Below are 22,134 nucleotides of genomic sequence, written 5' to 3' on the forward strand. Positions count from 1 at the left end.
TCTTCATGGGTATCGAGCTTCGGCCCGCGCAAGCGCTCCGACTTCTCCATCAGACCGCGCTTCTCCAGGCGCGGGACGAGGAGCATGACCTGACCGTGCGCCAGACCGCCATCCTCCTCACCATCTATCTGGAAGCCCCGCCCCACACGGTGCGCGGGCTCGCCGCGCGTCTCAACGTCACCAAGCCCGTCATCACGCGGGCGCTGGATACGATGGGCGGGCTGGAGCTGGTGGAGCGTCGGCGCGATCCCGCCGACAAGCGCAACGTCCTCGTCCGCCGCACCGTCAAGGGCAGCCTCCACGTCGCCAAGATGGCCGACCGCGTGGTCGAGCAGGCGGCGGGCCTCCAGCCATGACCGCCCCGCTCGATAGGGCCGCCCCGCTCGACAAGCGCCTCAACGCCATGCGCCCCGATCTCGCCGATGTCCGGCTGAAGGGCCGGGTCGAGGCCGACCGCTTCGTCGAGGGCCGACCCGAAATCGTGCTCGACCCGATCGCCCCCTTGCGCCGCGCGCCGCGCCCCGATGCCGCGCTGGAGACTGAAGCGCTCTACGGCGAGACCGTGCTCGTCTTCGAGACCGACGAGGAGGGCTGGTCCTGGGTCCAGCTTCTCTCGGACGGCTATGTCGGCTACATGCCGACGACCGCGCTCGGGCCCTCGCTCGGCCCCTCGTTTGCCCTGCCGACCCACCGCGTCGCCGTGCCGCGCACGCTCCTCTTCCCCGGCCCCGACATCAAGCTCCCGCCGCTCGCCGGCCTTCCCATGGGCGCCCTCGTCGCCGTGCGCGGCGAAGCTGCGGACCACAACGCCACCTACGGACTCGTTCACCCCGCCGGCGCCATCGTCCGCCAGCACTTGAGCCTCCCCGACGCGGCCGCCGAAGACGTCGTCGCCACCGCCGAACGCTTTCTCGGCACGCCCTATCTCTGGGGCGGCAAGTCGACGCTGGGCATCGACTGTTCCGGCCTCGTCCAGCTCGCCCTCTCCATGGCCGGCTGCGCGGCGCCCCGCGACGCCGACTTGCAGGAGCAGGCCCTCGGCGCGCCGCTCCCCACGACCGAACCCCTCCGCCGCGGCGACCTCGTCTTCTGGAAAGGCCATGTCGGCCTCATGGCCGACAAAACCCGCCTGCTCCACGCCAACGCCTTCCACATGATGGTCACGATCGAGCCGCTGGCCGATGTGGTGGCGAGAGCAGAGGCGAGGGGGTCGAGGGTGACGAGCGTGCGGCGGCTTTAGATGGCGAGTCGCTCCGTGATCCACGGCGCATGCTATGGGCCGTACCTCGCCCATCCAGATCTTTGAGAGGAATTTCGACAACGGAGCCGGTGCTGGACCTACCGACGGGTGCCGGCAAGCCCCGACGAGAAGGCAATCCCCAAAGAGAGAACCGTCAGCCCGGTCGCCAGCAAAAAGGTCATCTGCATCCCGGTGGCAACCGCTTGAGGCGTCGCGCGGATGATGTCCTCCACGCCCACGGCGAAGGCGAAGACGGCGCCCATGAAGAAGGCGCCGGCCATCAGGCCGATATTTCGGGACAGGTTCAGCAGACCGGAAACTGTGCCGCGGCGCTCGCTGGATACGTCGCCCAGCGCCGCCGCGTTGTTGGCCGCTTGAAAGAGCTGATAGCCCGGCGTCAGAACCATGATGGAAAGTGCATAGCCCGCAACGCCGATCATCTTCGGCAGGAGCGCAAGCAGACAGCTGCCGCCCACGAGAAGCAGGAGCCCGGCGGCAGCCACGCGGTAGCCGCCCCAGCCATCGACGAGCCGACCCGCAGGAACACCGCAGATCATGGAAATGCCGGGCCCAATCGCCATGACGAGACCGATCGATGTTTCCGTCAAGCCAAGTCCGAGACGGAGATAGAAGGGGCCGACCACCAGAGTCGTCATCATCACGGCGGCCACCAGCATGTTGACGAAGAGATGGGGAACGATCCTGCCGTCGAGCACAGCCAGTAAACTCGGCATGGGCGTCTTCTCTTCCCGAGTTTCGGTGGGCAGCGTCGCGAGGCAAAGAACCAAGGCGGTGGCCGCAAGCGGAATCTGAACCCAGAAGATGCCCCGCCATCCCGTGACCGGAAGCAACAGCCCGCCCAGCGAGGGGCCCAGCGCCGTTCCCAACGCCGACATGGTACCGACGAGGCCCATGGCGCGCCCGATATGAGCCTTGGCGGTCATCTGACGCATCAAGGCCATCGAGAGCGCCATCAGGAAGGCCGCACCGACGCCTTGAACCGCACGTGCGCCGATCAACGACCAGAGGTTCGGCGCCAGGCTGCACAACACGGATGCGAAGAGGAACACTCCGAGCCCCGTCATCAGCATGGACTTGAGCCCGTAGCGGTCACCCAACCGGCCTGCGACCACGACGAAGACCGTCAATGCCGCGAGATATCCGACGACGACGGCCTGCACCTGGGAGAAAGGCGCCGCAAACGCCTGAGCCAGTGAAGGCAGCGCGACATTGGCGATGCTGGTTCCAAGAGTTGCCAGCAGCATGCACAGCGCCAGGGTCGCCGTGACGCCCGTCCGCTTCCCGTCCGACGGAAGGGTGTCGTTCGTTTCCATCTCTGCGTTCCTTGCCGAATAAAGTGTTCCAGCGCAGGCTGCCACTTCAACTCGACTTGAGGTCAAGCATGAGATGTCTGGATATCGGCGAGGTCGCTGCAAGGAGCGGAATCAAACCCTCGGCGTTGCGCCACTACGAGGAGGCCGGGTTGATCTCCTCGGTCTCTCGCCACGGGTTGCGTCGCCAGTTCCCGCCCGAAGTGCTGCTGCAGCTCAGGCTGATCTCCATGGGGAAGCTGGCGGGATTCTCGCTTGCGGAAATCGCCGGAATGTTCGGCAAGGACGGCGTGGCCGACCTGCCCCGCATTGTCTTGCGTGAGAAGGCGGCCGAGATCGATCGCCAGATCAGGCAACTGACCGCCCTCCGCGACACGCTCCGCCACGTCGCCGATTGTCCGGCGCCATCCCATATGGACTGCCCGACCTTCAGGCGGCTCGTTCATGCCGCCGGTAAGCCGCAAAGGGCAGGATCGAAGATTGCGAAGTCAGGGAAACCCAACGCTTGAGATTGACTCTGACGTCGATCCAGAGTGCGGCTTCGGCAACCGTCGCCTTCAATACCCCGCCGTCCGATCCACCAGATGCTTCAGCGCCTCTCCGCGTTCGAGCGCCTCGATCTGTCCGACGATCAGCGGCACCAGCGCATCCGGGTCGGAGCTGGCGGCCGCGTGGGGCGTGACGAAGACCTTCGGGTGGTGCCAGAGGGGGCTCGTGGCGGGGAGGGGTTCGGTCTGGAAGACGTCGAGGGAGGCTTCGAGAAGCGTGCCGGCGTCGAGGGCGGCGAGGATGTCGGCCTCGTTCTGGAGCCCGCCGCGGCCGGCATTGACGAGGATCGGACCACCGAAGGGCGTGGCGCGCTTCAGCTTGGCGAAGAGGGCGCGGTCGAGGATCCCGGCCGTGGCCGGCGTGTGCGGCAGGAGCACGACGAGGATGTCGGTCGTGCCGAGGAAGGCTGAGAGCTCCTCGTCGCCGGCGAAGCACGCGACGCCGGGCACTTGCTTCTTCGTGCGCGACCAGCCCGCGAGCTTGAAGCCGAAGGGCTTCAGCTTCTCCGCAGCGTCCCGACCGAGTTCGCCGAGGCCCATGATGCCGACCGTCACCGCGCCGGCCGCCGGCTGCACGCGCTCGTTCCACTGGCCGGCGGCCTGCTGCGCGCGGTAGGCGAAGCCGCGCCGGTGATGGTCGAGCACGCGCCAGGCGACGTATTCGCTCATCCGGCCCGTCAGGTCCTCCGCGACGATCCGGGCGATCGGGACGTCGGGAAGGCTCTTGTCGCGCAGGACGTGGTCGACGCCCGCGCCGATCGAGAAGATGGCCTTGAGGTTCGGCAGGGTCGAGAGCAGCCCCTCCGGCTGCTTCCAGACGACGGCATAGTCGATCCCGGGATCGCTCGCCCCGGTGGGTTCGGTGACGATCCGGCGGCCGGGCAGCGCCTTTTCCAGGGCGTCCAGCCAGGTTTTCGAGGGATAGCCGGTGATGGAGAGGAGAACGGTCATCGAGCGGATTCCTCGTCGAGGGCGATGGCGGCCTGAAGTCCGGCTGCCCGGGCGCGGCCGACGCGCGCGAACCAATGGGTGCAGGCGATGACGAAGCCGTTCTCGATCATCCCCTCGTCGACCGCCTCGACCAGCGCGCTGACGGGCGCCAGAATCGGGCGGATGTCCTCGTGCTCGTCGTCGAGCCCGGCGGCGTCGGAGAGATCGGAGGCATCGACGATCGCGAGGAAGATCAGCGCGTATTCGTCGGTGAGGCCCGGCGAGGGGAGCATGGTGAAGCAGCGCTCGACGGCCAGCGCCGTGAGCCCGGTCTCTTCCAGCAGCTCGCGCGCCGCCGCCGCGTCCGGCGCCTCGCCCGCGTCGATCAGCCCGGCGGGCAGCTCGATCGCCGCCGCGTTCGGCGTCTTCAGCGCGGCGCCGATGCGGAACTGCCTGAGCACCACGATCGCATCGAGTTTGGGATCGTAGGGCACGACGATCGCGACCGACCCCGTCGCGATGAACTCGCGCGAGAGGGGACCGATCTGCCGCGTCCCGTCGATCGAGCGATGCGTCAGGGTGATCTTCTCGAAGGGGCGGAAGCCGTCGTGCAGCCGCTCGCGCGTCTCAAAGGAGACGTCGAGCGGCTGGTCGGCGAGCGCGTCGCGATAATGGCTCTCCCTCATTGCGCGACGATCCCGGTCGGCGCCGTCTCGATGTTGAAGGCCGCGGCCATCAGGGCCTTCGTGTAGTCGGTCTGTGGCCGCTCGAAGATCTCCGTCGAGGGGCCTCGCTCGACCACCTGTCCGTTGCGCATGACGATGACCTCGTTGGCGAGCGCGCGCACGACGCGCAGGTCGTGGCTGATGAAGAGATAGGCCAGATCGTGCTTCTCCTGCAGATCGCGCAGGAGGTCCACGACCTGGGCCTGCACGCTCATGTCCAGCGCGGAGGTCGGCTCGTCCAGCATGACGAAGCGCGGATTGAGCACCATCGCGCGCGCGATCGCCACGCGCTGGCGCTGCCCGCCCGAGAACTCGTGCGGATAGCGAAAGCGCGTTCCGGGATCGAGCCCGACCTCGCCGAGCGCGGCCACGACGCGCGCGTCCCGCGCATGCGCCGACAGCTTGGGCTCGTGCACGGCCAGCCCCTCGCCGATGATGTCGGCGATCGACATGCGCGGCGAGAGCGAGCCGAACGGGTCCTGGAACACGATCTGGATGCGCTTGCGAAAGGCGCGCATCGCCTGGAACGAGCGCTGGTCGATGCGCTCGCCCTCGAAGGTGATGGCGCCCTTGGAGGAGATCATGCGGCAGAGCGCGAGGCCGAGCGTCGTCTTGCCGGAGCCGGATTCGCCGACGACGCCGACCGTCTGCCCCGCGCGAAGCTGGAGGTCGATGCCGTCCACTGCCTTCACATGGTCCGTCACCTTGCGGAAGAGCCCGGTGCGGATCGGGAACCAGACCTTTACGTCCTTCGCCTCCATCACGAGGGGCGCGTTGAGATTGGCCGGCGGCGGGGCGCCGCGCGGTTCGGCGGCGAGGAGATGGCGCGTATAGTGGTGCTGCGGGTTGGAGAAGATTTCCTCCGTCGGCCCGGTCTCCACGATCTCGCCGCGATACATGACGCAGACCCGGTCGGCGATCTTGCGCACGATGCCGAGATCGTGGGTGATGAAGAGCAGCGCCATGCCGCGCTTCTGCTGCTGGACCTTCAGAAGCTCCAGGATCTGCGCCTGCACGGTGACGTCGAGCGCGGTCGTCGGCTCGTCCGCGATGAGGAGGTCCGGCTCGTTGGCGAGCGCCATCGCGATCATCACGCGCTGGCGCTGGCCGCCGGACAACTGGTGCGGATAGGCGCCGAGGCGCTTTTCGGGCTCGCGGATGCCGACCTGATGGAGGAGGTCCAGCGTGCGCTTGCGCGCCTCCGCCGTCGAGACGCCGCGATGGAGCTTCAGCACCTCGCCGACCTGCCGCTCGATCGTGTGCAGCGGGTTCAGCGAGGACATGGGCTCCTGGAAGATCATCGAGATCTTGTTGCCCCGGACCTTTCTGAGATCGCGCTCGTCGTCGTCGATGAGGTTCTCGTCGCGGTAGTAGACCGCGCCCGCGGGATGGCTGGCGGCCGGGTAGGGCAGGAGCTTCAGGATCGAGAGCGCCGAGACCGACTTGCCCGACCCGGACTCGCCGACCAGCGCCACCGTCTCGCCCGCGCCGACCGTGAAGGACACGCCCTTCACGGCGAGCGAGGTCTTGCCGCCTTGCGTGAAGGCGACCTGCAGCCCCTCGACCGAGAGGAGCGGCCGGCCGGGCGCGGGGGACGGCGTCGCGAGCGCGCTCATGTCGAAACTCCCTGGAAGATGCCGGGGCCGGCGCTGCGATGCGAATGGCCGTGATCATGGCCGTGCGAGGCCTTGGCGGCCGTGTGCCGCCGGTCCTGCCCATGCCCATGCCCATGCGCGTGCTCATGATCATGGTCGTGGTGATCGTGCCCGTCTCCGCCCTCCTTCAGGGCGGCGTCGGCGCAGGTCTCGCGCTCGGTCTCCACGGTCGCGTGCTCGATGCTGAAGCGCGCCGCGAGCAGGCGCTTGACCGCCGTCACGGTCGGGTGGTCCTCCGCTCCAGCTCTCAGCCGAACGTGCAGCGTCGCGGCGCGGCGCTTGGAGGTGAGCGCCCAGCAATGGACGTGGTGGACGTCCTCGACGCCGGGCACCTCGGCGATCAGCACCTTGGCGATGGCCTGTCCTTCCGCGCCGGCCGGTGTGCCTTCGAGGAGGATATGGGCGGAATCGCGCACGAGCTTTCCGGCATTGCCGAGAATGAGCACGGCGACGAGGACGGAGAGGATCGGATCGATCGGCATCCACCCGGTCCAGAGAATGACGAGGGACGCCGCGATGGCCGCGACCGAGCCTAAGAGGTCGCCGACGACATGGAGGAGGGCGCCGCGAAGGTTCAGATCCTCCTTGTCCCCGCCATGGAGGACGAAGAAACTCACGATGTTCACCAGAAGCCCGCCGATGGCGATGACCAGCATCGGCCCGCCCAGAACCTCGACCGGCGCCGCGATGCGCTGCACCGCCTCGTAGAGGATGATGCCGGCCACGGCGAAGAGAACGAGGCCGTTGGAATAGGCGACGAGGATCTGGAAGCGCCCGTAGCCATAGCTGCGCAGCGCATCCGCCGGCCGCCGCGACAGCCGGATGGCGAAGACCGCGAGCGCGAGCCCGGCGAAGTCGATGAACATGTGTCCGGCATCGGCCAGCAGAGCCAGCGATCCCGAGAAGATGCCCCCGGCGATCTCCGCCAGCATGAACGTGCCCGTCAGCGCCGCCGCGATGAGGATGCGCCTCTCGCTGGCATGCCCGGCATGGTCGTGCCCGCCAGCGGCGTGGGAGTGGCCGGCGTGGTCGTGATGGGAATGGTCGTGGCTCACGAGGGCGCTCCCGGGCGCTGCGGCAGGTCTGCCGGCGAAAGGCGGTGAAGGGGCTTGGGCATTTTTAGACGCCGATCCGACGAGACGATCGCATCGCATTCGGCCGCGAGGGCGGTCGCTACGTGGATGCTGTCCGGCGTCGTTCCGCCGATGGATGCCCTGAGTTCGGCGGATCGGCGCAGGATCGTGCGATCGATGGGCAGCATTTCGATCAGCTTGCGATCGGCGAGAAGCTCTTCGAAGACGTGCACCCGCCAGGCCTCGCTGCGCTGGAGCGGCTGCACGATCACTTCCGCCAGCGTCAGTTCGCTCGTCACGAGGCCGACGGCGCGCGCTTCCGCTTCGGCGAAAAGGATCATGAGGTGGCGATCGCTCTTCTCGATGAAGTCGATGACGACGTTGGCGTCGATGTAGAGCCGCTCCTGCATCAGTCCCATTCGTCCCGAAGCGCGCGCACCCGTGCAACGGACTCCTCGGTCGTCGTGCCGAGATGGCTGGCGACGCCCCAGTAGCGCAGGTATCGCGGCCGTTCGTCACGCGTCGGCTCATCTTCCGCAAGGACGATCACCGTCACCGGCGTTCCCGGCGCGAGGTCGCCCCGGAAGCGGTCCGGCAGATCGGAGGCAGATGCATGTTCGACGATGGTCTTCTGCAGCGTGCTCATCGTTCCATCCTATCGAAAGCTCTTGCGCGGATCGAAGGCGTCGCGCACCGCCTCGCCGACGAAGACGAGGAGGGACAGCATCAAGGATAGCACCACGAAGCCGGAAATGCCGAGCCAGGGCGCCTGGAGGTTGTTCTTGCCCTGCTGGAGAAGCTCGCCGAGGGACGGGCTGCCGGGGGGCAGGCCGAAGCCGAGGAAGTCGAGCGAGGTGAGCGTCGTGATCGAGCCGTTGAGGATGAAGGGCAGGAAGGTCAGCGTGGCCACCATGGCATTGGGCAGGAGGTGGCGCACCATGATCGTCCAGTCGCCGACGCCGAGCGAGCGCGCGGCGTTGACATATTCGAAGTTTCGCGCCCGCAGGAACTCCGCGCGCACCACGCCGACGAAGGAGACCCAGGAGAAGAGGAGCATGATCCCGAGCAGGATCCAGAAGCCCGGCGGCAGGATCGCGGCGATGATGAGGAGGAGGTAGAGGACCGGGATCGAGGACCAGATCTCGATGAAGCGCTGGAAGATGAGATCGACCCAGCCGCCGAAATAGCCCTGCACCGCGCCCGCGAAGACGCCGATCACGGCGGAGAGGCCGGTGAGGATGAGGCCGAAGAGAACGGAGATGCGAAACCCGTAGATGAGGCGCGAGAGGACGTCGCGAGCCTGGTCGTCTGTGCCGAGCCAGTTGTAGTTGCCGTAGGTGCAGTTGGGGTCCGCCACCCCTTGCGGATAGCGCGCGCAGAGCTCCTCCTTCGAAAAGGTCCAGGAGGGCGCGGAGGGAGCGGGCGTCGGGATCTCGTTGTTGACCGTGCGATAGGAGTAGCGGATCGGCGGCCAGATCATCCAGCCGTTCGCCGTGATCTCGTCCTGCACGAACGGGTCGCGATAGTTCGTCACCGGCAGGAAGCCGCCGAAGACCTCTTCGGGATAGTCGACGAAGAGCGGCGCGTAATACTCGCCCTTGTAGTTCACGATCAGCGGCCGGTCGTTGGCCACGAGCTCGGCGAACATCGTGACGACGAAGAGGACGAGGAAGATCCAGAAGGACCAGACGCCGCGCCGGTTGGCCTGGAAGTTCTGCAGCCGCCGCTGGTTGATCGGCGAAAGGCGAGCGCGCACGACCTGAGCGGACGGCGCCATCTGCGCGACGCCCGACGTGTCGGCCTGCGCGTCCTGGCGCGCTTCTGCGGGCTCCGGCACGCGCTCTGCGGGTGCCAGCGGGTCGCGTGTGCCGTCCATCAGACGTCCCTCCGCTCGAAGTCGATGCGCGGGTCGATCCACGTATAGGTGAGATCGGAGATCAGCGTCGTCACGAGGCCGAGCAGCGAGAAGATGTAGAGCGTGGCGAAGACGACCGGGTAGTCGCGCTTGTAGATGCTCTCGAAGCCGAGCAGCCCCAGCCCGTCCAGCGAGAAGATCGTCTCGATGAGGAGCGAGCCCGCGAAGAAGGCGGAGATGAAGGCGCCGGGAAAGCCCGCCACGATGATCAGCATCGCATTGCGGAAGACGTGCCCGTAGAGGACTTTGGTTTCCGTCAGGCCCTTGGCCCGGGCGGTCGTGACATACTGCTTGCGGATCTCGTCGAGGAAGGAGTTCTTCGTGAGCAGCGTCGTCGTCGCGAAGGCCGAGAGCGAGAGGGCGATGAGCGGCAGCGTCAGGTGCCAGAAATAGTCCGCGATCTTCTGCGGCCAGGACATCTGCGCGAAATTGTCGGAGGTGAGGCCGCGCAGCGGGAAGAGGTCGTAGAACGATCCGCCCGCGAAGAGCACGATGAGCAGGATCGCGAAGAGGAAACCGGGAATCGCATAGGCGACGATGATGATGCCCGACGTCCAGGTGTCGAAGGTCGAGCCGTCCTTCAGCGCCTTGCGGATGCCGAGCGGGATCGAGATGCCGTAGGAGAGGAGCGTGATCCAGAGGCCGAGCGAGATCGAGACCGGCATCTTCTCCAGGATGAGGTCGATCACCGAGACCGAGCGAAAGTAGCTCTCGCCGAAATCGAAGCGGATGTAGTTCCACATCATCAGGCCGAAGCGCTCCAGCGGCGGCTTGTCGAAGCCGAACTGCTTCTCCAGCCGCTCGATGAAGGCGGGGTCGAGCCCCTGCGCGCCGCGGTAGCCCGACGATTCTCCCCCTTGCGCCCCGGCCGCGAAATCGGACGAGCCGCCGCCGACGCGGTCCGCGCCCGAGCCGCCCTGGCCCTGCAGATTGGCGATGACCTGTTCGACCGGCCCGCCCGGCGCGAACTGGATCACGGCGAAGGAGATCGCCATGATGCCGATCAGCGTCGGGATCATCAGGAGCAGTCGGCGGAAGATATAGGCGCCCATGGGCCTCCGGTCGTCGTCGCATCGTATCGCCGCCTGGAACGAGGCGGCGCGGGATCAGGCCCGGCCGATCGCCTTGGCCCGTGCCTCGTCGTACCACCAGAGTGATTCGACGGGGAAGCCGTAGTCGGGCTTCTCCTCCTTGAAGCCGAAGAGGTCCCAATAGGCAACGCGGTGCTGGTCGGCATTGATGTTGGGCAGCCAGTCGAGCCGCGCCCGCAGCACCCGGTCGAGGCACAGGATGGCCGTGGTCAGATCCTCGCGCGTCGTCGCCTCGCCGACCTTGGCGATCAGCGCATCGACGGCGGGATCGGCCGTTCCGGGGAAGTTGTAGGAGCCCGGCACGTCCCTCGACCGGCCTGCGAAGAAGAGGCCGAGGCTGTCGCGCGTCGGCGTCGCGCTGAAGGAGAAGGCGGCGAGGATCATGTCGTAGTCGAAGCGCTGCTGACGGTCCTGGTACTGCGCCTCGTCGACGAGCCGGAAGCTTGCATCCACCCCGATCCGGCGGAGCGTGTCGAAGAACTTGCCGTAGACCCGCTGCTGCTCGGCCCCGTTGATCATGTATTCCAGGCGGAAGACCTCGCCGGAAGCGTTCACCAGCCCCGAGCCCTGCCGCTTCCATCCCGCCTCGTCGAAAAGCCGGACGGCCTCGCGCAGGAGTTTCCGGTCGTTGCCCGTCCCGTCCGAGACCGGCTGCGTCCAGACCGCGCCGAAGACCTCGTCCGGCACCTGGCCCCGCAGCGGCTCCAGGATGGCGAGTTCGGCGGGCGAGGGCGTGCCGGCCGCCTTGTAGGGCGAGCCCTCGAAGGGCGAGTCGGAATGGGTGCGCAGGCCGAAGAGGATGTTCTGGTTCGTCCACTCGAAGTCGAAGCACAGGTTGATCGCCCGGCGCACGCGCGGATCGGCGAAGCGCTGGCGCCGCTGGTTCAGCGCCCAGCACTGGAACTTCGGCCGCGTTTCGACGGGAAACTCCCGCTTGATCACCTGCTTGGCGGCGACGGCGGGAAAGTCGTATTCCACGGCCCAGGACCGCGTCGTGAACTCCTCGCGAAAGGTGATCTCGCCCTTCTTGAAGGCTTCCAGCGCCGGTTGCCGGTCGCGGAAGAAGTCGATGCGCACGGTCTGGAAATGGTCGAGGCCCCGCGCGAAGGGCAGGTCCTTGGCCCAATAGTCCTCGCGCTTCTCGTATTCGATGAAGCGGCCGACCTCCATGCGCCCGATCTTTCGCCGCCCGCTGCCGGGGATGACGTCGAGCCCCGTGCGCTCGAAGTCGCGGCCCTCGAAGAAGGCTTCCGGCACGACGGGCAGGCCAAAGGCGTCGAGCGTCTCCTGGTAGGTCTGCTTCCCCGAAAAGGTCAGGCGGAACGTCCGCTCGTCAACGGCGACGGCCTCGGCCATTTCGCGCAGCGAGACGGCGATGGACGGATGGCCCTTCTCCTTCAGCACCCGATAGGTGAAGGCGACATCGCCCGCCGTGACCTTCCTGCCGTCGGAGAAGCGCGCCTCCGGCCGGAGCGCGAAGGTGAACGTGTTCCGGTCGGTCGAGATCGACACGGTCTCGGCCAGCGCGCCGTAGAGGCTGTCCGGCTCGTCCAGCGAGGAGACCATCAGCCCGTCATAGAGGCTTTCCAGCCGCGGCGGCGCGTTGCCCTGGAGGACGAACGTGTTCAGCGTGTCGAAGGTCTGCGGCGACTGGTTCAACACCCAGTTCGGCACCGAATAGTTCATCCGCCCGCCCTGCGGCGCCCCCGGCGTCGCATAGTCGAACGCCCCGTAGTCCGGCGGATATTTCAGGTCGCCGAAGGCGGAGAGCCCATGCAGCGGCGTGTCCGTGGGAATGGCGGCGAAGGCCGCGCGCGGAAGGACCGCCGCGCCGGCCGCAAGGCCGAGGCCTTTCAGAACCGTGCGGCGCGTCAGGCGGGAAAGGGCGGTGCTCATTGCTGCGCCGGAATCTTGGCGGCCTTGGCCTCGTCCCACCACCAGATCGTCGGCCAGCCATCCGAATATTCCGGCAGTTCGGGATGCGAGAACCGGTCCCAGTACGCGACGCGCTCGTCCTTCGGCACGTAGGAGGGGATGATGTACTGGTTGGCCATCAGAACCCGGTCGAGCGCGCGCGTTGCGGCGACGAGCGTGTCGCGATCCTTGGCCTGGACGACCTGGCGCACCAACTCGTCGATGACGGGGTCCTTGATGCCGGCATAGTTGCGGGAGGCCGGCTTGTCCGCCGCGTCGGAGCCGAAATAGTCGTATTGCTCGTTGCCGGGCGAAAGCGACTGCGCGAGCCCGCTATAGATCACGTCGTAGTCGCGCGCGCGGATGCGGTTGATATATTGCGAGGGATCGACGGCGCGGATGCGCATCTCGACGCCGATGCGCTTCAGGCTCTCCTGATACTGCGCGACGACGCCCGACAGCGCGTCGCCGTTGAGCAGGATCTCGAAGGAGAGCGGCGTGCCGGTCGCGGTCTCCACCATCTTACCGCCGCGCTGCTCGTAGCCGGCCTGTTTCAGGAGCTTCACCGCCTCGCGAAGATTGTCGCGGATGCGGGCATTGTCGCCGCCGACCGGGTTCGTCGCGGGGGCGCCGAAGACGCTGTCGGGCACCTTGCCGCGCAGCGGCTCCAGAATGGCGAGTTCGGCCGGCGAGGGCGTGCCGGTCGCCGCCAGCTCGGTGTTGTAGAACCAGGAATTGGGCCGCGCATATTCGCCGAAGAACAGCGTTCGCTGCATGGTTTCGAAGTCGAGCGCATAGTTCAGCGCGCGGCGCAGATCGACGTTCTGGAAGAGGGGACGGCGCAGGTTCGGCACGAAGCCGACCATCAGGCCCGCCGAGCGATAGGAATTCTCGAAGCGCTCCTGCTTCACCGCGCCGCTGCGCACGGCGGGAAAGTCGTAGCCGGTCGCCCAGCGCGACGCCTTGTTCTCGCTCCAGAAATCGAACTGGTTCGCCTTGAAGGCCTCGAAGGCCACCGTGTCGTCGCGGAAGTAGATGTAGTCGATGCGGTCGAAATTGTACTGTCCGACATTGATCGGCAGGTCCGCGCCCCACCAGTCCTTGACGCGCTCGTAGGAGACCCCGCGTCCGGTCGAGGACGAGACGATCCGGTAGGGACCGGAGCCGAGAGGCGCCTCGACGGTGGTCTCGGCGATGTCGCGCTGGCGACCGTTCGCATCCTTGCGCGTCCACCAGTGCTTGGGCAGGACGATCAGCTGGCCGACGATGTTCGGCAGCTCGCGATTGTTCTTCTCGTCGAAGGTGAAGGTCACTTCGCCGGGGGCCGTCTCCGCCGCGTCGACCACATGGCGATAGTAGAAGCCCTGGCTCGCATTGACCTCCTTCAGCGCCTCGAAGCTCCAGATCACGTCCTCGGTCGTGATCGGCTGTCCGTCGTGCCAGCGCGCCTTGGGGTCGATGCGATAGGTCACGGAGGAGAAGTCGGCGGGAAAGGACACGGCGTCGGCGATGCGGCCGTAGCCGGTCGAGGTCTCGTCCATCGTCGGCGAGGTCAGCGTCTCGTAGATCAGTCCGAGCCCCTCGGCGGCGTCGCCCTTGGAGGCGATGGGATTGAAGCTGTCGAAACTGCCGATCGCATCCAGCCGGATGCGCCCGCCCTTCGGCGCGTCGGGATTGACGTAGTCGAGATGCCGGAAGCCCGGCTCGTACTTGAGATCCCCGAGAAGGCTCGTGCCGATGCGCCAGTCGCGCGTCGCGGCGGCGTCGGGCGTGGCGGGTGCGATCGGGGCGGGCGTCGATGGATCGGCGGCGGCCGGGCTCGCTGGAGCCGCGGCCGGTGCCGCCGTCGCGGGGGCGGTGGTCTGTGCCTGGGACGGCGCCGGAACGAGCCCCGCGAGCAGAATGGCGAGGCTGGGAACGATGCGGCGCGCGAATGGCGTCAAGGAGGACCTCCGGTGCGATGAGCTCGACGCTCCACGCTTTGGTGCAGACTGTGGCCGTCGTTCGGCACACATAGGATCATGACGAAGTTTTAATCGCCCCGGCGCCGCTGTCCAACCGTTCCGCAGCGGCGATCGATCACGATCCGGGTGGCATCTCGCGAAGGCGGCCGGATGACGGAGAGCCTGGGCGAAGGCGGAGGGTGCCCCGAATCGAAAGGCCCCGGCTTTCGCCAGGGCCTTCGTCGTCTTAGCGGATCGGTGCGGACCCTTACTGCGGGCCGCCGGCGCCGGTCTCGTCGTAGCTCTTCAGGAAGGCGATGACGTTGGCGATGTCCTCGGGCTTCTTCAGGCCGGGGAAGGCCATCTTGGTGCCGGGCACCTCGCCCTTCGGGTTGGTGAGCCAAGCCGTCAGAGCCGCGTCGTCCCAGGTCGGGTGCGTGCCGGCATAGGCCTTCAGCGCGGGCGAGAAGGCGTAGCCCTCGACCGAGGCGACCGCCTCGCCGAAGATGCCGTTCAGCTCGGGGCCGATCTTGTTGGCCGCGTTCGGGCCGACCGCATGGCAGGCCTGGCACTTCTTGAAGACCTGCGCGCCGGCCTTGGCGTCGCCGGCGCTCGCGACCTGCGTCGCGGCGGGAGCTGCGGCAGGCGCAGGCGTCGCCGCGCCCTGCTGCTGCGGGGCGGCTGCGGGCGCTGCCGGAGCGGGCGCTGCCGGTGCCGGAGCGGCAGGAGCCGGAGCGGGTGCCGCCGGAGCCGCCGGTGCAGGCGCTGCGGGAGCAGGAGCCGCCGTGGCAGGAGCAGGAGCAGCGGGAGCAGGAGCCGCCGGAGCAGGTGCAGGTGCAGCCGGAGCGGCCTGGGCCGCCGGAGCCGGCGTGGCCGGGGTGTTGGCGGGCGTCGGGCCGGAGCCCTGCGTCGGCTCGGCGGCGCCGGCGGCGGGAGCCGCAGGCGCGTCGGCCGGCGCGGTCGCGGCGGGGGCCGCATCGGCGGTGGCGGCTGCGGGCTCGGCGGCGGCGGTCGGCTCGGGCAGCGGCACCGGGCTGTCGGAGAGCGTGCGCAGATAGGCCAGGAGGTCGGCGCGGCCCTGCGGGTCCTTGATGCCGGCAAAGCCCATCGCGGTGCCCGCGACATACTGCTTGGGGCCCTTCAGGAAGTGATAGAGGTGGTCGTAGTCCCACTTCGTCTCGCCGCCCTTGGCGAAGTCCTTCATGCCGGCCGAATAGGAGAAGCCCTCATGCACCGCCACCGGGCGGTTCACGAGATCCCAGAGATCGGGGCCGACCTTGTTCGGTCCGCCCTTCTCGCCGGAATGGCAGGCCTGGCACTTCTTGAACTCGGTCGCGCCCTTTTCGGCATTGGCCGAGACGAGGAGCGTGGCGACCGGCGGGTCTTCCGCCGCGGCCGGTGCGCCGCCGGCCGCCGGGGCTTCCGCCGCGACGATCGTGTAGCCGGGCTTTTCCGGCGCCTCGGAGTGAAACAGGCCATCCGCGAGAAGGCTGCCGCCGAACACGACGAAGATCGTGCCCAGCACGGCTCCGAAGATCTTGTTGGCTTCTAAGGAATCCATGAAGACGGCGGCTCCCGACATGCCGGCCGCATCGGCGGCCTCTTACAACGAACGAGCCGCCTTGGCGGCCTCCCAACGATCCTGTATCCGCATCGGAACCTTCGGTCCTTTGCGGATGATCGACAACGCCTATAAGAGGCGTTCTAAACGACCTTTTGACACCTCGAAGCCCGGCGTTCAATCGCCCCCGCAGCTTCTTTCTGCACCAAGGCCCCGATACCTCCGATGTCCGTCCTCATCCTCATTCCCGCGCGGCTGGCTTCGACGCGCCTGCCGGGCAAGCCGCTGGCCGATATCGGAGGCCGCCCGATGATCGTGCGCGTCGCCGAACGGGCCGCCGCATCGGGGCTCGGACGGGTCGTCGTGGCGACCGATACGCCCGAGATCGCGAGGATCGTCGAGGCTCACGGCTTCGAAGGCGTGATGACGAAGCCGACCCACGAATCGGGCTCCGACCGCATCCACGAGGCGCTTCTCGCCGTCGATCCGGAAGGGCACTGCCGGACGATCGTCAACCTCCAGGGCGATCTGCCGACCATCGACCCCGCGATGATCGGACGCGTCCTCGCGCCTCTGGAAAACCCGGACTGCGATATCGCGACGCTGGCCTTCGAGATCACCGAGGCGGCCGAGCGCACCAATCCGAACGTCGTGAAGCTCGTGGGGACGCAGATCGCGCCGGGCACCTTGCGCGCGCTCTATTTCACCCGCGCCACCGCGCCCTGGGGGGAGGGGCCGCTCTTCCACCATGTCGGGCTCTACGCCTATCGGCGCGCCGCGCTGGAGCGCTTCGTCGCGCTGCCGCCCTCGCCGCTGGAGCTTCGCGAGCGGCTGGAGCAGCTGCGCGCCCTGGAGGCCGGCATGACCATCATGGCCGGCATCGTCGACACCGTTCCGCTCGGCGTCGACACGCCGGAGGATCTCGAGCGCGCGCGGCGCCATCAGGCCGGGGAGAACAGGACGTGAGCCGCTTGCAGAAGATCTCGTTCCAGGGCGAGCCCGGCGCCAATTCCGACATGGCCTGCCGCACCGTCTTCGGTGACACGCTGGAGCCCATGCCCTGCCCTTCCTTCGACGACGCCTTCGAGGCGGTGAAGAGCGGCGAGGCGGCCTATGCGATGATCCCGATCGAGAACACGCTCGCCGGGCGCGTGGCCGACATCCATCATCTCATGCCGAAATCCGGCCTGCAGATCACCGGCGAACACTTCATGCCGATCCACTTCCAGCTGATGGTCCGCCCGGGCGTCCGCCGGGAGGAAATCCGCGCCGTGCACAGCCATGTCCATGCGCTCGGCCAGTGCCGCGAATACCTGAAGCGCAACGGCTGGAAGCCGGTCATCGCCGGCGATACGGCGGGCGCGGCGCGCGAGGTCTCCGAGATGGAGAGCCGCGATCAGGCCGCCCTCGCGCCGGAACTCGCCGCCGGCTACTACGGCCTCGACATTCTCGACCGCAATGTCGAGGATTCCGATTCCAACGTCACGCGCTTCGTCGTCCTGCGCGATCCGTCCCGCGTCGATCTCGCCGATGCCGAAGAGCGGGCGACGAGCCTCTGGGCGCCGCGCGATCCCCGCCTCAACGAGACCGAGCGCGCCTATATCAGCCGCGACGTGGTCACGACCTTCGTCTTCCGCGTCCGCAACATTCCGGCCGCGCTCTACAAGGCGCTGGGCGGCTTCGCGACCAACGGCATCAACATGACCAAGCTCGAAAGCTACCAGATCGGCGGCAGCTTCTCGGCGACGCAGTTCTATGCCGACATCGAGGGCCACCCGCACGATCCCGCCGTCGCCCGCGCCCTGGAGGAGCTCCGCTTCTTCTCCGCCGAATATCGCAATCTCGGCGTCTACAGGGCCGCCGAGAACCGGCACGCGCTCCTCGTGCCGGCGGAGTGATCCGGGCCGGCCGCGGCGCAGCCCGGGGGCTCGCGCGTCAGCCCTTCAGCGCGCCGTCCACGAAGGCCTTGACCAGATGGTGCGCGATGGCGAAGGGCTTGGGCGCGGTCAGCGCGTCCTCGTGCGTTCCTGCCATCATCCGCGCAACCTCGTCGCGATTGAACCAGCGGCAGTCCTCCAGTTCCAGCCCGTCGAAGACGATCTCGTCGTCGAGGGCGAGCGCCGCGCAGCCGATCATCAGCGAGCCCGGAAAGGGCCAGGGCTGCGAGGCGAGATAGGCGACGGGCCCGACGCGGATGCCGGCCTCTTCCAGCGTCTCGCGGCGCACCGCGTCCTCCAGAGTCTCGCCGGGCTCGATGAAGCCGGCAAGGCACGACCACATCTTTTCGGGAAAGCGCGGCTGGCGGCCGAGAATGCAGCGGTCCGCGCCGTCGTGAACGAGCATGATGGAGACCGGGTCCGTGCGCGGAAAGTGAACGTCGCCGCAGCCGGGGCACTTGCGGCGATAGCCGGCGGCCTCGGGCTTGGTTTCCGTCCCGCAACGCCCGCAGAAGCGCGACTTGGCGTGCCAGTTCAGGAAATGCTCGGCCTGTCCGAGCTGCCCCTCGATGTCGCCGCTCAGACGGCCGCTCATGGCGAGAGGCCTGAGTGCTACGGCGGTGAGATCGGCCGCCGCGCCCGCGCTGGCGCTTGCCGAGACCGCCAGCGACGGCACACCGGCCGCGTCGTGCCCGAGGAGCACCGCCGCAGACAGGTCCGCCCCGAGCGCCCGCGCGAGCGTCAGGTCGAGAACGGGGTCGGCTGTGGCCTCCTCGCCCCGGCAGAGCCAGAACCCTTCCGCCGACGCGAAGATGCGGGCGCCGGGATGGTCGAGGGCGGTGGCGAGCGTCGCCTCGTTGCGCGTCTCGCCGCCCCGGTCCAGCCGGTTTCCCGCAAAGCCGAAGGCGGGCCGGTCGCCGCCCCCGGTCACGAGGGAAGCGCCGCGTTGCGGATGAGATCTGTCATGCGGGCCGCCTCCTCGGGCGAATAGGGTTCCGCCGTGCCGACGCCCCAGACGGGCGCGGGCCACGCCGCATCGGTGTCGAACCGCGCGATGACATGCGTGTGGAGCATCGGCACCATGTTGCCGAGCGCCGCGATGTTCATCTTCTTCGCGCCGAAGACCCGCTTCATCCCGTCCGCCAGCGACAGCGTCTCGAAGGAGAGGAGGACCTGGTCGAGCGGCCGCAGCTCGAAGATCTCGGTGATGCCGGGCCGCCGAGGCACCAGGATCGCCCAGGGAAAGCGCCGGTCGTTCATCAGCCGAACCTCGGAGAGGTTCAGCACCGTCACCGGCAGCGTGTCCCGCGCGAGTCGGGGATCGAGTTCGAAGCCTTGCATGGCGTTTCATGGCACGCCCGAACCGCCCCTTGCAATCGGCCCGCGCCCCTGCGATATGAGCGGCGGGAGGTTGGTGGTGGACGAGCCACTCGCCAACCGGGTCAGGTCCGGAAGGAAGCAGCCCCAACGAGCACGGCACGGGTCATCGTGCCAGCCTCCCACCCTTTTCCCTTCGACAGGTTCATTCGGCTGAAATCCCCGCCATGCGGGGTGACGTCGTCTTGCGCGCCGCAGTGAGTCTGTCGCGCCTAGGGCAGCAGAAGGTGGAGCGGCAGATGGCCGCTCGTCTGCAGGAACTCGATGCCCTCGAAGAGCGGGATCGCGGTCAGGAAGACCAGCCCGTCGATCAGCGTGCGGTAGACGCGGTCCGTGCGGATCGTCATCTCGGCCCGGTCCTCGTAGCCGCAGAGACGCGGCACGAAGCGCGGAACGCGCGCCACATAGGCCGCGTAGGGCGCCCCGAACTTTTCCAGGAGATGCCGTTCCTCGCGCCGGATCACCGGCTGGAAGGCGAGCGCGCAACCGATCGCGAAGACCGCGCCGAGAACGAGGCTGCCCGTCTGCGCGCCGACCCCGGCCGCCGCGACCGTGGAGAAGACGTAGAGGGGATTGCGCGTCATCGAATAGGGCCCGGCATCGACGATCTCGGCCGACTTGCGCCCGCCGATGTAGAAGGTGCACCAGATGCGCCCCATGATGCCGGCGATCATCAGCGCGAAGCCGAGCTGCTCGATGAACTCGTGCATCTCCTCGCCATGGCTGGAGCCGACGACCGCGAGCGCCAGGAAGGCGCTCGCCAGAAGTCCGGCCAGCGCGCCGCGTCGAAGCTTCTGATAGCGCGAGAGGTTCATGGCGTCCCCGACCGATTCCATCGTGGCCTGTCCAAGGTTCATAACAGCCTCGAGCGCCAAGTCCCGCTTTGAACGGCCGGCATCATGGCTTAAGTGAGGAGCATGGCGCCTCGACCTCCTCGTCTTCCCCAAATGCACGATTCGGCCCGATGAGCGCGGTCGATCCCGCCGCCGCGCCCTATCGGGTGCTCGCGCGCAAATACCGGCCCGCGAGCTTCGACGACCTCATCGGCCAGGAGCCGATGGTGCGCACGCTGACCAATGCCTTCGAGACCGGCCGCATCGCGCAGGCCTGGATGCTGACCGGCGTTCGCGGCGTCGGCAAGACGACGACGGCGCGCATCCTCGCCCGCGCTCTGAACTACGAGACGGCCGAGATCCACGAGCCGACGATCCACATGCGCGAGCCCGGCATCCACGACAAGGCGATCATGGAAGGGCGCCATGTCGACGTCGTGGAGATGGACGCCGCGTCCCACACCGGCATCGACGACATCCGCGAGATCATCGCGCAGGTGCGCTATCGCCCGGTCTCGGCGCGCTACAAGGTCTACATCATCGACGAGGTCCACATGCTCTCCAACCAGGCCTTCAACGGCCTGTTGAAGACGCTGGAGGAGCCGCCGGAGCATGTGAAGTTCGTCTTCGCGACGACCGAGATCCGCAAGGTGCCGATCACGGTCCTGTCGCGCTGCCAGCGCTTCGACCTGCGCCGCGTCGACGCGGCCAAGCTGATCCTGCACCTCAAACGCATCTGCGAGGCCGAGGCCGTGCCGGCGGAGGACGACGCGCTGCGCCTCATCGCGCGCGCCGCCGAGGGCTCGGTGCGCGACGCCCTCTCGCTGACCGATCAGGCCATCGCCCACGGCGCGGGCACCGTGGGGGCGGAGGCCGTGCGCGACATGCTCGGCCTTGCCGACCGGGGGCGGGTGATCGACCTCTTCGAGCACCTGATGGCCGGCGACGCGGCCAAGGCCCTGGCCGAGCTGCGCGACCAGTACGAGGGCGGCGCCGATCCGGTCGTGGTCCTCGCCGATCTCGCCGACTTCACCCATCTCGTCACCTCCTTCCGCTTCGTGCCCGGCGCCGCCGAGGACCCGACGCTTGCCCCCGCCGAGTCCCAGCGCGGGCTGGACCTTTCCAAGCGCCTGTCGGTGCGCACGCTCTCCCAGGTCTGGCAGATGCTCCTGAAGGCCATCGAGGAGGCGAGGGGGGCGAGCGCGCCGCGCCAGGCCGCCGAGATGGCGATGATTCGCATCGCCCATGCCGCCGACCTGCCGGCGCCCGCCGATCTCCTGCGCGCCCTACGCGGCGGCGACGATCTGCCCGCCATCCCGGCCGCGCCGAACGGCGGCGGCTCGGCCTCGGGGCCGACGGCCGAGCGCCCCTCCGCCACGCTGCTCTCCGCCCCGCCGCGCCTGTCCATCGCCTCGAACGGCGGCGGCGAGGCGCGCGCGCAGAGCCGCGCGCCGCAGCCCTCTCCCGTCCAGGCCGAGCCGCAGGCGCCGCGCTACGATTCGATCGAGGCGCTCGTCGCGCTCTCGGAGGAGAAGCGCGACTCGCGCATGCGGGCCTATCTGCGCCGCTACATCCGCCCGGTCCGCATCGAGGACGGGCGGCTCGAATTCGCCCTGACCGACGAGGCGCCGCGCACGCTGCCCGGCGATCTCCAGCGCAAGCTGCACGAATGGACCGGCCGCCGCTGGACCGTCTCGATCTCGAACGAGCCGGGCCGGCCGACGCTGGAGGAGGCGGAGACGGCGCGGCGCACGGCGCTCGTCACCGACGCCGCTCTCGACCCGGAAGTCGCCGCCATCCTGCAACTCTTTCCCGGCTCGCGCGTCGTGGATGTGCGGCTGCGCGGCGAGGCGGCCGCGGCCGAAGCCGCGGAGATCGCGGTCGAGGCCGGACTGCCCGAGGCACAGGCGCCCGCCGATCCGCCGCCGGAGGATGACGACGACGAGGCCTGACGGGCCCGAGCCCGAGACGGACCGCGCCGACCTCTCATGCGACGGCGCTCCGAGCGACGAAACGACGACCCGCCGGTTGCGACCGGCAAGAGTTAGAACACCAGCGAAA

At 68.2% G+C, this 22,134-nt stretch carries 20 protein-coding genes, 1 other RNA gene and 2 pseudogenes; 7 read left to right on the plus strand and 16 right to left on the minus strand.

The window, feature by feature from the left end; all coding sequences use genetic code 11:
- The first annotated feature begins 5 nt into the window (after positions 1–5).
- Both ASG62_RS19845 and ASG62_RS19850 read left to right on the plus strand, forming a co-directional pair.
- Positions 6–356, plus strand: a complete 351-nt coding sequence (locus ASG62_RS19845; protein WP_056696645.1) for a MarR family winged helix-turn-helix transcriptional regulator — start codon at positions 6–8, stop codon at positions 354–356.
- On the plus strand, positions 353–1,240 hold the full coding sequence (locus ASG62_RS19850; protein ID WP_056696643.1) for an NlpC/P60 family protein: 888 nt from the start codon (positions 353–355) through the stop codon (positions 1,238–1,240). Before ASG62_RS19845 ends, ASG62_RS19850 begins: the two co-directional genes overlap by 4 nt.
- A gap of 98 nt (positions 1,241–1,338) precedes the next feature.
- Here the strand turns inward: ASG62_RS19850 and ASG62_RS19855 are convergent, their stop codons facing one another.
- The gene (locus ASG62_RS19855; RefSeq protein WP_056696641.1) at positions 1,339–2,574 is read right to left on the minus strand and encodes an MFS transporter; all 1,236 of its coding nucleotides are present in this window, start codon (positions 2,572–2,574) and stop codon (positions 1,339–1,341) included.
- 68 nt (positions 2,575–2,642) lie between these two features.
- Between ASG62_RS19855 and ASG62_RS19860 the strand changes: the two genes are divergently transcribed.
- Positions 2,643–3,080 (plus strand): helix-turn-helix domain-containing protein, encoded by a 438-nt coding sequence (locus ASG62_RS19860; RefSeq protein ID WP_056696814.1) that lies wholly within the window; start codon positions 2,643–2,645, stop codon positions 3,078–3,080.
- 48 nt (positions 3,081–3,128) lie between these two features.
- Here the strand turns inward: ASG62_RS19860 and ASG62_RS19865 are convergent, their stop codons facing one another.
- The 12 genes and pseudogenes from ASG62_RS19865 to ASG62_RS28130 all read right to left on the minus strand — a co-directional run.
- Positions 3,129–4,070 (minus strand): 2-hydroxyacid dehydrogenase, encoded by a 942-nt coding sequence (locus ASG62_RS19865; protein WP_056696639.1) that lies wholly within the window; start codon positions 4,068–4,070, stop codon positions 3,129–3,131.
- The gene (locus ASG62_RS19870) at positions 4,067–4,735 is read right to left on the minus strand and encodes an NUDIX domain-containing protein (RefSeq protein WP_056696638.1); all 669 of its coding nucleotides are present in this window, start codon (positions 4,733–4,735) and stop codon (positions 4,067–4,069) included. Before ASG62_RS19870 ends, ASG62_RS19865 begins: the two co-directional genes overlap by 4 nt.
- Positions 4,732–6,390 (minus strand): ABC transporter ATP-binding protein, encoded by a 1,659-nt coding sequence (locus tag ASG62_RS19875; protein ID WP_056696636.1) that lies wholly within the window; start codon positions 6,388–6,390, stop codon positions 4,732–4,734. Before ASG62_RS19875 ends, ASG62_RS19870 begins: the two co-directional genes overlap by 4 nt.
- Complete coding sequence (locus ASG62_RS19880; RefSeq protein ID WP_244487626.1) at positions 6,387–7,484, minus strand: cation diffusion facilitator family transporter; 1,098 nt, start codon at positions 7,482–7,484, stop codon at positions 6,387–6,389. The genes ASG62_RS19875 and ASG62_RS19880 overlap by 4 nt, the downstream gene beginning before the upstream one ends.
- On the minus strand, positions 7,481–7,912 hold the full coding sequence (locus tag ASG62_RS19885; RefSeq protein WP_057180563.1) for a type II toxin-antitoxin system VapC family toxin: 432 nt from the start codon (positions 7,910–7,912) through the stop codon (positions 7,481–7,483). The genes ASG62_RS19880 and ASG62_RS19885 overlap by 4 nt, the downstream gene beginning before the upstream one ends.
- A complete protein-coding gene (locus tag ASG62_RS19890; protein ID WP_056696632.1) occupies positions 7,912–8,148 on the minus strand; it encodes a hypothetical protein in 237 nt (78 codons plus the stop codon). The genes ASG62_RS19885 and ASG62_RS19890 overlap by 1 nt, the downstream gene beginning before the upstream one ends.
- A 9-nt stretch (positions 8,149–8,157) precedes the next feature.
- Entirely contained in the window at positions 8,158–9,279 is a 1,122-nt protein-coding gene (locus ASG62_RS19895; RefSeq protein WP_056696812.1) for an ABC transporter permease, read from the minus strand.
- 98 nt (positions 9,280–9,377) lie between these two features.
- On the minus strand, positions 9,378–10,469 hold the full coding sequence (locus ASG62_RS19900) for a microcin C ABC transporter permease YejB (protein WP_056696630.1): 1,092 nt from the start codon (positions 10,467–10,469) through the stop codon (positions 9,378–9,380).
- Positions 10,470–10,523: 54 nt separating this feature from the next.
- On the minus strand, positions 10,524–12,404 hold the full coding sequence (locus tag ASG62_RS19905; protein WP_056696628.1) for an extracellular solute-binding protein: 1,881 nt from the start codon (positions 12,402–12,404) through the stop codon (positions 10,524–10,526).
- Complete coding sequence (locus tag ASG62_RS19910) at positions 12,401–14,365, minus strand: extracellular solute-binding protein (RefSeq protein WP_200944737.1); 1,965 nt, start codon at positions 14,363–14,365, stop codon at positions 12,401–12,403. Before ASG62_RS19910 ends, ASG62_RS19905 begins: the two co-directional genes overlap by 4 nt.
- A 268-nt stretch (positions 14,366–14,633) precedes the next feature.
- Positions 14,634–14,954 (minus strand): annotated as a pseudogene (locus tag ASG62_RS28125) (c-type cytochrome); the annotation flags it as partial.
- Positions 14,955–15,131: 177 nt separating this feature from the next.
- Positions 15,132–15,926, minus strand: a pseudogene (locus ASG62_RS28130) (c-type cytochrome); the annotation flags it as partial.
- A gap of 225 nt (positions 15,927–16,151) precedes the next feature.
- Here ASG62_RS28130 and ASG62_RS19920 point away from each other — a divergent pair.
- Both ASG62_RS19920 and ASG62_RS19925 read left to right on the plus strand, forming a co-directional pair.
- The gene (locus ASG62_RS19920) at positions 16,152–16,892 is read left to right on the plus strand and encodes a 3-deoxy-manno-octulosonate cytidylyltransferase (protein ID WP_056696626.1); all 741 of its coding nucleotides are present in this window, start codon (positions 16,152–16,154) and stop codon (positions 16,890–16,892) included.
- Between the two features lie 50 nt (positions 16,893–16,942).
- Complete coding sequence (locus ASG62_RS19925) at positions 16,943–17,824, plus strand: prephenate dehydratase (protein ID WP_056696808.1); 882 nt, start codon at positions 16,943–16,945, stop codon at positions 17,822–17,824.
- A 37-nt stretch (positions 17,825–17,861) separates the two neighbouring features.
- On the opposite strand, the gene nudC is transcribed toward ASG62_RS19925, so the two are convergent.
- Together nudC and ASG62_RS19935 are read right to left on the minus strand one after the other, a co-directional pair.
- On the minus strand, positions 17,862–18,794 hold the full coding sequence (gene nudC, locus ASG62_RS19930; protein WP_056696624.1) for an NAD(+) diphosphatase: 933 nt from the start codon (positions 18,792–18,794) through the stop codon (positions 17,862–17,864).
- The gene (locus ASG62_RS19935) at positions 18,791–19,204 is read right to left on the minus strand and encodes an HIT domain-containing protein (RefSeq protein WP_056696622.1); all 414 of its coding nucleotides are present in this window, start codon (positions 19,202–19,204) and stop codon (positions 18,791–18,793) included. Before ASG62_RS19935 ends, nudC begins: the two co-directional genes overlap by 4 nt.
- A 65-nt stretch (positions 19,205–19,269) precedes the next feature.
- On the opposite strand from ASG62_RS19935, the gene ffs reads away from it, so the two are divergent.
- Positions 19,270–19,366: signal recognition particle sRNA small type (gene ffs / locus ASG62_RS25940), an RNA gene on the plus strand.
- A gap of 86 nt (positions 19,367–19,452) precedes the next feature.
- Here the strand turns inward: ffs and ASG62_RS19940 are convergent.
- Positions 19,453–20,097, minus strand: coding sequence for a methyltransferase family protein (locus tag ASG62_RS19940; RefSeq protein ID WP_413814224.1), 645 nt, complete (start codon positions 20,095–20,097; stop codon positions 19,453–19,455).
- A 107-nt stretch (positions 20,098–20,204) separates the two neighbouring features.
- Here ASG62_RS19940 and ASG62_RS19945 point away from each other — a divergent pair, with 107 nt between their 5' ends.
- Positions 20,205–22,025, plus strand: coding sequence for a DNA polymerase III subunit gamma/tau (locus ASG62_RS19945; protein ID WP_056696620.1), 1,821 nt, complete (start codon positions 20,205–20,207; stop codon positions 22,023–22,025).
- Positions 22,026–22,134 lie beyond the last annotated feature (109 nt).

The organism is Aureimonas sp. Leaf427 (assembly GCF_001425485.1).
Lineage (GTDB): Bacteria > Pseudomonadota > Alphaproteobacteria > Rhizobiales > Rhizobiaceae > Plantimonas.

What these genes read in the sequence shown, in the direction of transcription:
- ASG62_RS19845 (WP_056696645.1), top strand. Translation starts at nt 6, where the DNA reads ATGGGTATCGAGCTTCGGCCCGCGCAAGCGCTCCGACTTCTCCATCAG.
- ASG62_RS19850 (WP_056696643.1), top strand. Translation starts at nt 353, where the DNA reads ATGACCGCCCCGCTCGATAGGGCCGCCCCGCTCGACAAGCGCCTCAAC.
- ASG62_RS19855 (WP_056696641.1), bottom strand. Translation starts at nt 2,574, where the DNA reads ATGGAAACGAACGACACCCTTCCGTCGGACGGGAAGCGGACGGGCGTC.
- ASG62_RS19860 (WP_056696814.1), top strand. Translation starts at nt 2,643, where the DNA reads ATGAGATGTCTGGATATCGGCGAGGTCGCTGCAAGGAGCGGAATCAAA.
- ASG62_RS19865 (WP_056696639.1), bottom strand. Translation starts at nt 4,070, where the DNA reads ATGACCGTTCTCCTCTCCATCACCGGCTATCCCTCGAAAACCTGGCTG.
- ASG62_RS19870 (WP_056696638.1), bottom strand. Translation starts at nt 4,735, where the DNA reads ATGAGGGAGAGCCATTATCGCGACGCGCTCGCCGACCAGCCGCTCGAC.
- ASG62_RS19875 (WP_056696636.1), bottom strand. Translation starts at nt 6,390, where the DNA reads ATGAGCGCGCTCGCGACGCCGTCCCCCGCGCCCGGCCGGCCGCTCCTC.
- ASG62_RS19885 (WP_057180563.1), bottom strand. Translation starts at nt 7,912, where the DNA reads ATGCAGGAGCGGCTCTACATCGACGCCAACGTCGTCATCGACTTCATC.
- ASG62_RS19890 (WP_056696632.1), bottom strand. Translation starts at nt 8,148, where the DNA reads ATGAGCACGCTGCAGAAGACCATCGTCGAACATGCATCTGCCTCCGAT.
- ASG62_RS19895 (WP_056696812.1), bottom strand. Translation starts at nt 9,279, where the DNA reads ATGGCGCCGTCCGCTCAGGTCGTGCGCGCTCGCCTTTCGCCGATCAAC.
- ASG62_RS19900 (WP_056696630.1), bottom strand. Translation starts at nt 10,469, where the DNA reads ATGGGCGCCTATATCTTCCGCCGACTGCTCCTGATGATCCCGACGCTG.
- ASG62_RS19905 (WP_056696628.1), bottom strand. Translation starts at nt 12,404, where the DNA reads ATGAGCACCGCCCTTTCCCGCCTGACGCGCCGCACGGTTCTGAAAGGC.
- ASG62_RS19920 (WP_056696626.1), top strand. Translation starts at nt 16,152, where the DNA reads ATGTCCGTCCTCATCCTCATTCCCGCGCGGCTGGCTTCGACGCGCCTG.
- ASG62_RS19925 (WP_056696808.1), top strand. Translation starts at nt 16,943, where the DNA reads ATGGCCTGCCGCACCGTCTTCGGTGACACGCTGGAGCCCATGCCCTGC.
- ASG62_RS19935 (WP_056696622.1), bottom strand. Translation starts at nt 19,204, where the DNA reads ATGCAAGGCTTCGAACTCGATCCCCGACTCGCGCGGGACACGCTGCCG.
- ASG62_RS19940 (WP_413814224.1), bottom strand. Translation starts at nt 20,097, where the DNA reads ATGAACCTTGGACAGGCCACGATGGAATCGGTCGGGGACGCCATGAAC.
- ASG62_RS19945 (WP_056696620.1), top strand. Translation starts at nt 20,205, where the DNA reads ATGAGCGCGGTCGATCCCGCCGCCGCGCCCTATCGGGTGCTCGCGCGC.